A 12776-nucleotide genomic window follows, 5' to 3' on the forward strand; every position below is an offset into this window, starting at 1 on the left:
GCGGCCCTCATGGCCTGGCCGGCCCGTCGGCCGGGCGGACGTTATCCGGTCGGCCCGCCGAAGAATCCGCCGTTGCCGTTCCCGTTTCCGCCGTTCCCGTTCCCGCCGGTAGGTGGCTCGGGGGACATCGTCGGACTCTCACTGGCACCGCCGGTGCCTCCGCCGTTCGCACCGCTGTTGGTCCCGCCGTTGTTGTGCTGGCAGTCCCAGTCCCACGTACCGCAGCTCTGCGTCGGGTCGGGTGCCGACGGGGACACGCTCATCGAGGGCGACTCGGTCACCGACATGGTCGGCGAGGGCGTCGCCGGCGCCGTGGGCGTCGGCGTGGGGCTCTGCGCACCGCCGCCGTAGACCTTGTCACCGATCGGACCCGGCTCCGGGAAGGTCAGGACCGGCTTCCCCTTCAGCGCGCCCACCATGTAGTCGTGCCAGATCTGGGCCGGGAACGACGCACCGTGGATCGTCTGCTCGCCACCCGTTCCGTACATCTTCTCGAACTTGCGGTCCTTGTTCGACGCGTCGTCGTCGAGCCGGTACATGCTGATGGCCGTGGACAGCTGCGGCGTGTAACCGACGAACCAGGCCGACTTGTTGTCGTCCGTCGTACCCGTCTTGCCCGCCACGTCCCGGCCGGGGATCTGCGCGGGAGTACCGGTGCCCTTGTCGACGACGTTCTTCAGGACGTCGGTGACGTTGTCGGCGATCGCGGCGTCGAAGGCACGCTTGGGGGCGTCCTTGTGCCGGTAGATGGTCTTGCCGTCGTACTTCGCCTCGGAGACCGAGAAGGGCTCGCGCTGCTGGCCGCTGGCGGCGAAGGTCGCGTACGCGCCGGCCATCCGGATCGCACTGGGCGAGGACGTACCGATGGAGAACGACGGCACGTGCGAATCCGCCATCTGTTCGTCGTCCTTGAGCCCTGCGGCCATGGCGATTTCCTTCACCTTGTCGGTGCCGACGTCCATGCCGAGCTGAACGTACGGGGAGTTGGCCGACCACTGCATCGCCTCGCGAAGGGTGATGTTGCCCCTCGACTCATGGCCGTCGTTGGCCTGCAGCCACTCCTTGCCGTCCTCGTCGGTCCAGATCTCGCCGTTGTACTTCTTGATCTTCAGCTTGTCGTCGGCGTTGTAGATGCTGAGCGGCGAGACCTTGGTGCGCTCCGAGGGGTCCTGGTCCTCCGCGAGCGCCGGGTTCCGCTTGCCGTACTCCATCGCCGCCGCCAGCACGAACGGCTTGAAGGTCGAACCGACCTGCGCGCCGGTGGGGTTGGCGTTGTTGGTGAAGTGCTTGGTCGCGTCCTGACCGCCGTAGATCGCCACGATGGCCCCGGTCTTGGGGTCCACCGAGCCGCCGCCGAACTGGACGTGGGTGTCCGTCTTCGGGCGCTGCTTCGGCTTGATCTTGCTGTCGTAGACCTTCTGGACCGCGTTCTTGAGCTCGTTGACCTTCTTCTTGTTGAAGGTGGTGTGGATCTGGTAGCCACCGCGGGACAGCATCTCCGCCGTGACGCCCTCCTTGTTGTTGCTGAGGAAGTACTGCCTGGCGAGTTCGACCAGGTAACCGGTCTGGCCTTCCAGCTGGGCGTTCTTCTTCGGCAGGTCCGGCGTCGGGAACTCGGTGTACTTGGCGCGCTCCGCCTTCGAGAGACGCCCGTCCTTCACCTCTTCGTCGAGGATCCACTTCCAGCGCTTCTTGGCCCGGTCGGTGTTCAGCTCCGGCGTCGCCTGCACGGGGTCGACGTCGGTGGCACCCGCCGGGTCGTAGTAGGACGCGCCCTTGAGCAGCGTGGCCAGGAACGCGCACTCGCTCGGGTCCAGGTCGACTGCGTCCTTGCCGTAGTACGTACGGGCGGCCGCCTGGATCCCCGAAGCACCTCGTCCGTAGTACGAGACGTTGAGGTAGCCCGCCATGATGTCGTTCTTCTTCATGTCGTTGCTGACCTTGAGCGTGATGAAAAGTTCCTGGAACTTCCGGCTCAGGGTCTGCTCCTGGGACAGACGCGAGTTCTTCACGTACTGCTGGGTGATCGTCGAACCACCCTGCGTCTCGCCTCCGGCCGCCATGTTGAACAGGGCTCGCGCGATGCCCATGGGGTCGATGCCCCGGTCGTGATCGAAGGACTTGTTCTCGGCCGAGATGACGGCGTTCCGCATCGCTTCGGGAATCTGCTCGAAGCCGATGATCTGGCGGTTGACCGCACCGCCGGTGGCGACCATCTGCGTGCCGTCGTCCCAGAGGTAGACGTTGTTCTGCGCCTCCGCGGCCTCGTTCACCTTGGGCTTCTCGACCATCGCGTACGCGATACCGGCGATACCCATGAGCATGCCCAGGAAGCCGACGCAGAGGCTGGAGACCAGCTTCCAGGACGGTACCCAGCGCCGGAAGCCGTACTTGCCGGCGCGCGGATAGTCGATGAAGCGCTTCTTGGCAGGACGCTGGGGGCCCCGGCCCCGCCCCCTGCCCGGCCCCTCGTGCCCGCCGTCGCCGCCACGACGGCGTCCGCCGCCTCCGCGGCCCGCTCCGCCGCCCTCGGCGGCACGACGGCTTCCGCCGCCCCGCTGGGCGGCGCGTCTGGCCTCGGCGCGTCCGCCGTACGGGCTGTCACCGCCGTGCGAACCGGAAGGTGACTCGGAAGTTACTCCACGTGACGGAGCAGCGCGGCGTCCTGAGGACTGCTGGGCGGCTCGTCTGGCCGCTGCACGCCCGCCACCTTGCGGTTGCGGCGTTTTGCGACGGTGCTCGCTCATCGAACGACTACTCCTCGGGCAGGCGAGAGCGCCTGGAAGCGGCAGTTGAGATCCGGTCCCCCGAATTACGGACAAGCCTTGTGACGGGCTCGTCCGCCATGCGTCCGGCTGGCCCACGGAGAGTGACGCGCGGGCGCGTCGCGCGGTTACCGGTGGTCTGCATGCCGCACAGACTACGCACGGTCAAAACCCCCCTAGGGCCGAACTTCACCCCAAACAACGCAAGTCGGTGCCTATGAATTCGCGATGTGACGCCGTTCACGATGACTCCCCTTGTCGCATCGCGACTCCCGATCTATCGTCGGGATGTATCGAGTCGATACATCGGCTCGGCACATCGGCCCGTCCCCGGGCTCCGCAGGAGCACTCGGACGCATTCAAAGCACTCGGACGCACCCGGGCGCACTCGGACGTACTCGGAGAAGAGGGAGGAGGCGAAGTTGAGCAGACGCTCCGGCATCCTCGAATTCGCCGTTCTCGGCCTGCTCCGCGAGTCCCCGATGCACGGCTACGAGCTGCGCAAGCGTCTCAACACCTCGTTGGGCATCTTCCGCGCCTTCAGCTACGGCACCCTCTATCCCTGCCTCAAGACGCTGGTCGCGAACGGTTGGTTGATCGAGGAGCCGGGAGCCGCCCCCGTCGACCAGCCACCCGCCACCGGCCGTGCGGTCGCCCCCGCCTCCTCACTGGCCGGGCGCCGCGCCAAGATCGTCTACCGGCTGACGGCGGAAGGTAAGGAGCACTTCGAGGAGCTGCTCTCGCACACCGGCCCCGACTCCTGGGAGGACGAGCACTTCGCAGCGCGCTTCGCCTTCTTCGGGCAGACGGAGCACGACGTGCGGATGCGCGTGCTGGAAGGCCGGCGCAGCCGGCTGGAGGAGCGGCTGGAGAAGATGCGGGCCTCACTGGCCCGCACCCGGGAGCGCCTCGACGACTACACACTTGAGCTGCAGCGACACGGCATGGAGTCCGTGGAGCGCGAAGTGCGCTGGCTGAACGAGCTCATCGAGAGCGAGCGGTCGGGACGGGATCAGCGACGATCCTCGCCCGGGAGCGAAGCTCAGCAGAACACCGCAGGAGCGACGGACGGCCTGCCCCGGCGCCGGGGTGACACCCCGCCGGATCCGTCCGACGACACCGCAGAGTGAGGTCCCCGCAGATCCGCGGGGCCTCCATCGGAAACATCCAAAACACACAGGGAGCAACCGGAATGGGTTCGGTTCGCGTAGCCATCGTCGGCGTGGGCAACTGCGCCGCCTCGCTGGTCCAGGGCGTCGAGTACTACAAGGACGCCGATCCGGCCGGCAAGGTGCCCGGTCTGATGCACGTCCAGTTCGGCGACTACCACGTGCGGGACGTCGAGTTCGTCGCCGCCTTCGACGTCGACGCGAAGAAGGTCGGTCTCGACCTCGCGGACGCCATCGGTGCCAGCGAGAACAACACCATCAAGCTCTGCGACGTGCCGAACGCCGGCGTCACCGTCCAGCGCGGCCACACCCACGACGGTCTCGGCAAGTACTACCGCCAGACCATCGAGGAGTCGGCCGAGGCCCCGGTCGACATCGTCCAGGTCCTCAAGGACCGCAAGGTCGACGTCCTGGTCTGCTACCTGCCCGTCGGCTCCGAGGTCGCTGCGAAGTTCTACGCGCAGTGCGCCATCGACGCCAAGGTCGCGTTCGTCAACGCTCTCCCGGTCTTCATCGCCGGCACCAAGGAGTGGGCGGACAAGTTCACCGAGGCCGGTGTCCCGATCGTCGGCGACGACATCAAGTCGCAGGTCGGCGCCACCATCACGCACCGCGTGATGGCGAAGCTCTTCGAGGACCGGGGCGTCATCCTGGACCGCACGATGCAGCTGAACGTCGGCGGCAACATGGACTTCAAGAACATGCTTGAGCGTGAGCGCCTTGAGTCCAAGAAGATCTCCAAGACGCAGGCCGTCACCTCTCAGATCCGGGACCGCGAGCTCGGTGCGGACAACGTCCACATCGGCCCGTCGGACTATGTGGCCTGGCTGGACGACCGCAAGTGGGCGTACGTGCGCCTTGAGGGCCGTGCCTTCGGTGACGTTCCGCTGAACCTGGAGTACAAGCTCGAGGTCTGGGACTCCCCGAACTCCGCCGGTGTCATCATCGACGCCGTCCGCGCCGCGAAGATCGCCAAGGACCGCGGCATCGGCGGCCCGATCCTCTCCGCGTCCTCCTACTTCATGAAGTCCCCGCCGGTCCAGTACTTCGACGACGAGGCCCGCGAGAACGTCGAGAAGTTCATCCGCGGCGAGGTCTCCAACTGACGCAGCCGGACACGGCACGTCCACGCGGCAGGGTGCTGAGCGGCAACGCTCATTCCCTCCCGTGCTGTTGAGGGTCCCCGGGCAATCTGCCCGGGGACCCTCAACGTATGTGACTCTTGGTCACATGGCCGTCGTGGGTGATCTGCGCGTTCTTCTGCGCCTTCGGAACTTCCGTCGTCTGCTGGCCGTACGACTTCTCTCCCAGTCGGCCGACGGTGTCTTCCAGGTGGCGCTGGCGGCTCATGTCGTCTTCTCGCCGGAGAAGCAGGCCTCGGCCGGTGCCATTGCCTCCGCCATGGCGGTGCTGCTGCTGCCGTACTCGCTCATCGGCCCCTTCGCCGGCGTTCTGCTGGACCGCTGGCCGCGCCGCCAGGTCTTTCTGTACGGAAACCTGCTGCGCGCCGCGCTCGCCTGCTGCACGGCGCTCCTCATCCTCGGCTCCGCGCCCGACTGGCTCTTCTACGCCTCGGCGCTGTGCGTCACCGCGGTCAACCGCTTCGTCCTGGCCGGGCTCTCGGCGGCGCTGCCGCGCGTCGTCGACAGCGACCGGCTGGTGCTGGCCAACTCGCTCTCACCGACCGCAGGGACGCTCGCGGCCACGGCGGGCGGCGGCCTCGCCTTCATCGTGAGGCTGCTGGCCTCGGACTCCGACGCCGTGGTGGTACTGCTGGGCGCGGCGCTCTACCTCACGTCGGCGCTGGCGTCCCTGACCCTTGCCACCGGGCTCCTCGGACCGGATCGGGGCGGACACCGGATCGGGCTGTGGGAGGCCCTGAGCGACACCGCTCAGGGGCTGGCCGACGGCTTGCGTCATCTGGCTCAGCGGAAGCAGGCCACCCGGGTGCTGGCCGCCATGACCGTGATGCGCTTCTGCTACGGAGCGCTGACCGTCACGGTACTGATGCTGTGCCGCTACGCCTGGACCGCCGACGAATCCGAGGGCCTGGCTCTTCTGGGGCTGGCCGTGGGGGCTTCCGGTGCGGGGTTCTTCGCGGCGGCCGTGCTGACGCCCTGGGCCGCGGGACGGATCGGCCCGGTCCGCTGGCTGACGGTGTGCGCGGCTGGGGCGGCGGTCCTCGAACCCGCACTGGGGCTGTGGTTCGTCCCCGCCCCCATGCTGGTCGCGGCGTTCGTCCTCGGGCTGACCACCCAGGGGGCGAAGATCGCGACCGACACCGTGGTGCAGACCTCGGTGGAGGACTCCTTCCGCGGCCGGGCCTTCTCCCTCTATGACGTGCTGTTCAACGTCGCTTTCGTGGGAGCCGCCGCGGTCTCCGCCCTGATACTGCCTCCTGATGGGCGATCGACCGTGGTGGTGGTCGGGGTGGCTGTTCTCTACGCGGTCGTCGCGGTACTGATGTTCCGGTGGAGCCGCACCGGAGAAGCTGCCTGAGCACCGGGGTGGACACATGGCGAGGGGGCTGTTTCACGTGAAACAGCCCCCTCGGGCACCAGAGCGGTGGGTCATGTTTCACGTGAAACATGACCCACCGCTCCGCGGTCTCAGCCCTGCGCGGCCCACCACTCCTTGAGCTTCCCGACTGCCACGTCATGCTCCATCGGGCCGTGCTCCAGGCGCAGCTCCAGCAGGAACGCATACGCCTTGCCGATCACCGGCCCGGGACCGACGCCCAGGGTCTTCATGATCTCGTTGCCGTCCAGGTCGGGGCGGATGGCATCCAGCTCTTCCTGCTCCTGCAACTGCGCAATGCGCTCCTCAAGACCGTCATAGGTCCGCGAGAGCGCGGCGGCCTTGCGCTTGTTGCGCGTGGTGCAGTCCGAGCGGGTCAGCTTGTGCAGCCGCTCCAGCAGGGGGCCTGCGTCCCGCACGTAGCGACGGACCGCGGAGTCCGTCCACTCGCCGTCGCCGTAACCGTGGAAGCGCAGATGAAGCTCCACCAGCTTCGAGACGTCCTTGACCATGTCGTTGGAGTACTTGAGCTCGGCCATCCGCTTCTTGACCATCTTCGCCCCCACCACCTCGTGGTGATGGAACGAGACCCGCCCGTCCTTCTCGAAGCGGCGCGTCCTCGGCTTCCCGATGTCATGGAGCAGAGCGGCAAGGCGCAGGACCAGATCGGGGCCGTCCTGCTCCAGGTCGATGGCCTGCTCCAGAACGGTCAGCGAATGCTCGTAGACATCCTTGTGACGGTGATGCTCGTCACTTTCCAGACGCAGCGCGGGAAGCTCCGGCAGTACCTGCTGTGCCAGCCCCGTGTCGACGAGCAGCGCCAGCCCCTTGCGGGGGTGGGTGGAGAGCAGCAGCTTGTTGAGCTCCTCCCGGACCCGCTCGGCGGAGACGATCTCGATGCGCCCGGCCATCTCCGTCATCGCGGTGACCACATCGGGAGCGACATCGAAGTCCAGCTGAGCCGCGAAGCGGGCAGCGCGCAGCATCCGCAGCGGGTCGTCGGAGAACGACTCCTCGGGTGTCCCGGGGGTACGCAGAACGCGCTCCGCCAGGTCTTCGAGGCCGCCGTGAGGGTCGATGAACTCCTTCTGCGGAAGGGCCACGGCCATCGCGTTGACCGTGAAGTCACGGCGGACGAGGTCTTCCTCGATGGAGTCGCCGTAGGACACCTCGGGCTTGCGCGAGGTCCTGTCGTACGCCTCCGACCTGTAGGTGGTGACCTCGATCTGGTAGCCGTCCTTCTGGGCGCCCACCGTGCCGAAGGCGATCCCGACCTCCCAGACCGAGTCGGCCCACGGTCGGACGATCTTCAGCACGGCCTCGGGGCGGGCGTCGGTCGTGAAGTCCAGATCGTTCCCGAGCCTGCCGAGAAGCGCGTCCCGGACCGAACCTCCGACCAGGGCGAGACTGAACCCGGCGTCCTGGAAGCGGCGAGCGAGGTCGTCGGCGACCGGGGACACCCGCAGCAGTTCACTGACTGCGCGGTGCTGCACCTGGGTCAGGGCACGGGAGCTGTCTTCATTGGCGTTCGACACAACAGAAAAGGGTACGTGCCCGGACCGGCCCGGTCGTCCTGGTTTCGGCCCGCCCTGCAAGACTCTTCCGATCATGTAGCGAACTCCCCAGCACTTGGCACCCGCGCACATCGTTACCATGCGTGGACGCAAGAACCGACAACCATCGACACCAGCTGACGACGACGAGGGACGGGTAGGCGCGTGGCCGAGGCGGCAGACATTCAGGGGATCGGTCCCTCTCCTGCCCGCCGGTGGCTGCGCCGCACAGCCGCCCTGATCATCGGGGCACCGCTCGTCGCGGCGCTGCTGGCCGGTCCGACCGCACCCGTGGCGCAGGCCGGCGGGACCGGCAAGGCCCGCACCGGGTCCGAAACCGTCGATGTGTCCCTGGACACCCTGGCTCCCAGCGCGCCGGTCAAGGGGGACACCCTGACCGTCTCCGGCACCGTGACCAACCGGGGCAAGGGCACGATCACGCAGGCCGTGGTCGATCTGCGGGTGGGCCCGAAGCTCCTCAGCCGGACGGAGATCGACACCGCCGCCAAGCGCACCGGGTACGTGCCCGGCGTCGATCCCGCCCCGGTCGGCGGCAAGTACACGGTGAAGTTCGCGAAGCTCCCCTCCGGGATCAGTCAGGACTTCACGCTCTCGGTTCCGGTCGGCAAGTTGGAACTCGGCGACGACGGCGTCTACCAGCTCGGCGTCTCACTGTCGGGGCAGACCGCCCAGGCCCAGTACGAGCAGGTGCTGGGGATCGAGCGCACCTTCCTGCCCTGGCAGGAGGAGGAGCGTGATTCCAGGACGAACGTCACCTATCTCTGGCCGCTCATCGCGTCGGCCCATGTCACCGCCGAGACGGGCACCGACGATCAGCGGACGCCCGTGTTCGCGGACGACGGCCTGGCCGCCGAGCTCGCTCCGGGCGGACGGCTCGAACAGCTGGTGTCGCTGGGCAGCGAACTGCCCGTGACCTGGGTGATCGACCCGGATCTGCTGGCCAGTGTCGACGCGATGGCCGGGAGCTACCGCGTCAAGTCCGGCGACACCACCGTCGCCGGGACGAACCAGGCCGTCGCCAAGCAGTGGCTCACCTCGCTCGAAGCCGCGGTGTCGGACGGGAAGGTCGTCGCGCTGCCGTTCGCCGACCCCGATCTGGCGTCCATCGCCCACCGCGGCAAGAACGTCTCCGGCACCCTCAGCCATCTGCAGACCGCCACCGAAGTGGCCGGGACGACAGTGCAGACGATCCTCCACGTGAAGCCGTCGACCGACTTCGCATGGCCCGTCGACGGGGCGATCGACCCGTCGATCGTCGATGTCGCCACCTCGGCCGGGGCCCACAAGGTGATCGCCCGCAGCGACAGCCTCCAGGAGACCGGCGCTCTGACGTACACGCCGACCGCGGCCCGGCCCATCGGTGGCGGCACCACCGCGGTCGTCGCCGACGCCCGGCTCTCCACGGCCTTCCAGGGCGACATGTCGAAGGCGGGGAACTCCACCCTCGCCGTCCAAAAATTCCTCGCTCTGACTCTCGCCCTGGCCGAACAGGACACGGACACCGAGCGAAGCATCGTCGTCGCACCGCAGCGGATGCCCACCGTGGCCCAGGCCCAGTCGATGGCCCAGGCCCTGCACGGGCTCGACGACGGGCGCTGGACGCAGCCCCTCGGGCTGGTGGACGCGGCCGCGGCGAAGCCCGACGCGGACGCGACGACCAGCGTCCCCAGGGCCTCCCAGTACCCGAAGAAGCTCCGCAGCCAGGAGCTGCCCACCCAGGCCTTCCAGGACATCAAGTCCACCCAGGTCTCGCTGAACAATTTCCAGGTCATCCTCACCCAGCCCGATCGGGTGGTGACCCCCTTCGGCAACGCGCTCAACCGGTCCATGTCGACGTCATGGCGCGGCAGGCCGCTGGAGGCCCAGCAGTACCGGGACTCGGTCCGCGGCTATCTGCAGGACCTCGTCGGTGAGGTCCAGCTCATCTCGAAGTCCGACGTCACCCTGTCCGGCCGCAGCGCCACCATCCCGGTGACCGTGCAGAACAGGCTGTTGCAGGGCGTGGACCATCTCGTCCTGCGGCTGAAGTCGGAGAACGCGACCCGCCTCAAGCTGAACGACGGCGGGGCCGTGGCGGAGCAGCCGATCCGGATCGGCCCCGGCCACAGCCAGTCCGTGAAGTTCGACGCGGCGGCCAACGTCAACGGCCAGGTGCAGATGACGGCGCAGCTCTACACCGAGGACGGCACACCGTACGGCGGAGAGATGACCTTCACCGTGAAGGTCTCCGAGCTCACCCCGACCGTGCTGCTGGTCATCGCCGGCGGGCTGCTGCTCCTGGTCCTCGCGGGCATCAGGATGTACACCCATCGCAAGCGCGCCAACGCGGGCGGCGCGCCCGGCGAAGACGGCGGTGAACCCGAGCAGCCGAGTGACCCGACTCCGGACACCGGTCCGGAAAGCGGGGAGCCGTCGGGCTCGGGTGAGAAAGTGGAACGTTGAGCGATGTCTGTCGTGGCCGGTCGGCCGGGGACGATGAGGTGGGGTTTCGATGAACGCGCCGTACGACGGTGACCGCGGTCAGGGTGCGGGCGGAGCCGGGTCTTCCGGCGGGCCTCCGATGCCCCCAGGCCCTGGCCAGGTTCCGGCGGCGCCGGTGACCGATCCGTACCTGCAGGACGCCTACGACCGCGATCCCTACCGCGCCCAGGATCTGTCCGTCCAGGACCCGGTGACCGAGGCGCTGTACGACCGTGCCGCGCACCCGCCGCCGCCCCCGGGCACCTACCAGCAGCCCCAGCCGCTCTACCAGCAGCCGCCCGCGGCCCAGTACCCGCCCGACCCTCGCATCTGGGCGCAGACCCCCCCGCCCGAGCCCGACGGCCCGTCGCGGTACCTGCCGTACGGCGACAATCCGGGGACCACCCAGTTCGTCGGGGTGGACGACCTCGTCAGCCAGGCTTCCCGGGGCGACGAGCAGCCGGATGCCTTCGCACACCTCTTCCGGGACCAGGAGGGCCCGGCCGGGTCCGCCCCCGTCCCTGCGGAGCCCGAGCCGGCCCCGGCGCCCGCCCCGCCGAAGTCCGGCGGCCGGGCCTCCGGCCTGCTGAAGTCCAGCGCACTGATGGCGGCCGGCACGCTCGTGTCCCGCCTCACCGGATTCGTCCGCAGCCTGGTGATCACCGCCGCGCTCGGCGCGGCGCTGCTCGGCGACAGCTTCACCATCGCCTACACCCTGCCCACGATGATCTACATCCTCACCGTGGGCGGCGGCCTGAACTCGGTCTTCGTACCCCAGCTCGTCCGTTCCATGAAGGACGACGAGGACGGCGGCGAGGCCTACGCCAACCGGCTGCTGACCCTCGTCATGGTCGCGCTCGGCGTGATCGTCGCGCTCGCGGTCTTCGCCGCTCCATGGCTGATCCACATGATGTCGCCGACGATCGCCCAGGACGCCGCGGCCAACAGCGTCGCCGTGACCTTCGCCCGGTACTGCCTGCCGACCATCTTCTTCATGGGCGTGCACGTCGTGATGGGCCAGATCCTCAACGCCCGCGGCAAGTTCGGCGCGATGATGTGGACCCCGGTCCTCAACAACATCGTCATGATCTTCACGTTCGGCATGTTCATCTGGGTCTACGGCACGTCCGCCGAGTCACAGATGGGCGTCCAGACCATTCCGCCGGAGGGCGTCCGGCTCCTGGGCATCGGCACGCTGCTCGGCCTGGTGGTACAGGCCCTGGCGATGGTCCCGTACCTGCGCGAGGCCGGGTTCCGTTTCCGCCCGCGCTTCGACTGGAAGGGACACGGGCTCGGCAAGACGATCAAGCTTGCCAAGTGGACCGTCCTGTTCGTGCTGGCCAACCAGGCGGGCGTGATCGTCGTGACACAGCTCGCGACGTCCGCGGGCAAGCTGTCCGGCAAGGACGGCACCGGCTTCCTCGCCTACTCCAACGCCCAGCTCATCTGGGGCATGCCGCAGGCGATCATCACCGTCTCCGTCATGGCGGCACTGCTGCCCCGTATCTCCCGCGCCGCCCACGACGACGACCCGGGCGCCGTCCGTGACGACATCTCCCAGGGGCTGCGGAACTCGGCCGTCGCGATCGTGCCGGTGGCCTTCGCCTTCCTCGCACTCGGCCTGCCGATGTGCACCCTGCTGTACGCCTCCGCGGGCACCGAGGCCGCCCGTTCCATGGGCTTCATCCTCATGGCCTTCGGTCTCGGCCTGATCCCGTACTCCGTGCAGTACGTCGTGCTGCGCGGCTTCTACGCGTACGAGGACACCCGCACGCCCTTCTACAACACGGTCATCGTCGCCGCGGTCAACGCGGCCGCCTCGGCCCTCTGCTACGTGGTTCTGCCCGCCCAGTGGGCCGTGGTCGGCATGGCCGCCTCGTACGGGCTCGCCTACGCCGTCGGTGTGGGCATCGCCTGGCGGCGGCTCCGCAACCGCCTGGGCGGAGATCTGGACGGTGCCCATGTCGTACGTACCTACGCCCGGCTGTGCCTGGCCGCGATCCCGGCAGCGGTACTCGGCGGCGGCGTGGGCTATGCCGTGCTCCTGGGCCTCGGCGAGGGTGCCTTCGGTTCTCTCGCTGCGCTGATCTGCGGTGGAGCCGTACTGCTGGGCGTCTTCTTCGTCGCCGCCAAGCGCATGCGGATCGAGGAGATCAACGGCATGGTCGGCATGGTCCGAGGGCGGCTCGGCCGCTGAGGATCAACCACCGCACAACCATCACCACCCCTTGCGTGTCGTGCATAGCGCCGGAGTGTGGGCACAATTGGCGTGACTGTGCAGAGCTGGCTGG

Annotated in this window: 7 protein-coding genes; 5 read left to right on the forward strand and 2 right to left on the reverse strand. The window is 68.3% G+C overall.

Annotated elements, in window-relative coordinates; translation table 11 throughout:
• Positions 1 to 41: 41 nt before the first annotated feature.
• A complete protein-coding gene (locus ACFYY1_RS12140) occupies positions 42 to 2747 on the reverse strand; it encodes a transglycosylase domain-containing protein (RefSeq protein ID WP_388583734.1) in 2706 nt (901 codons plus the stop codon).
• 440 nt (positions 2748 to 3187) lie between these two features.
• On the opposite strand from ACFYY1_RS12140, the gene ACFYY1_RS12145 reads away from it, so the two are divergent.
• From ACFYY1_RS12145 to ACFYY1_RS12155, 3 genes are all read left to right on the forward strand, one after another.
• On the forward strand, positions 3188 to 3895 hold the full coding sequence (locus ACFYY1_RS12145) for a helix-turn-helix transcriptional regulator (protein ID WP_388583736.1): 708 nt from the start codon (positions 3188 to 3190) through the stop codon (positions 3893 to 3895).
• Positions 3896 to 3957: 62 nt separating this feature from the next.
• Complete coding sequence (locus tag ACFYY1_RS12150) at positions 3958 to 5040, forward strand: inositol-3-phosphate synthase (protein ID WP_266731319.1); 1083 nt, start codon at positions 3958 to 3960, stop codon at positions 5038 to 5040.
• A 124-nt stretch (positions 5041 to 5164) separates the two neighbouring features.
• The gene (locus tag ACFYY1_RS12155) at positions 5165 to 6433 is read left to right on the forward strand and encodes an MFS transporter (RefSeq protein WP_388583738.1); all 1269 of its coding nucleotides are present in this window, start codon (positions 5165 to 5167) and stop codon (positions 6431 to 6433) included.
• Between the two features lie 110 nt (positions 6434 to 6543).
• Here ACFYY1_RS12155 and ACFYY1_RS12160 read toward each other — a convergent pair whose 3' ends face one another.
• A complete protein-coding gene (locus ACFYY1_RS12160; protein WP_388583739.1) occupies positions 6544 to 7986 on the reverse strand; it encodes a CCA tRNA nucleotidyltransferase in 1443 nt (480 codons plus the stop codon).
• A gap of 183 nt (positions 7987 to 8169) precedes the next feature.
• On the opposite strand from ACFYY1_RS12160, the gene ACFYY1_RS12165 reads away from it, so the two are divergent.
• Both ACFYY1_RS12165 and murJ read left to right on the forward strand, forming a co-directional pair.
• Entirely contained in the window at positions 8170 to 10467 is a 2298-nt protein-coding gene (locus ACFYY1_RS12165) for a DUF6049 family protein (RefSeq protein ID WP_388583740.1), read from the forward strand.
• 49 nt (positions 10468 to 10516) lie between these two features.
• Positions 10517 to 12682: a murein biosynthesis integral membrane protein MurJ gene (murJ, locus tag ACFYY1_RS12170; protein ID WP_388583742.1), complete on the forward strand. Its 2166-nt coding sequence runs from the start codon at positions 10517 to 10519 to the stop codon at positions 12680 to 12682.
• Positions 12683 to 12776 lie beyond the last annotated feature (94 nt).

Source organism: Streptomyces sp. NPDC001890 (assembly GCF_042891445.1).
Classification (GTDB): domain Bacteria; phylum Actinomycetota; class Actinomycetes; order Streptomycetales; family Streptomycetaceae; genus Streptomyces.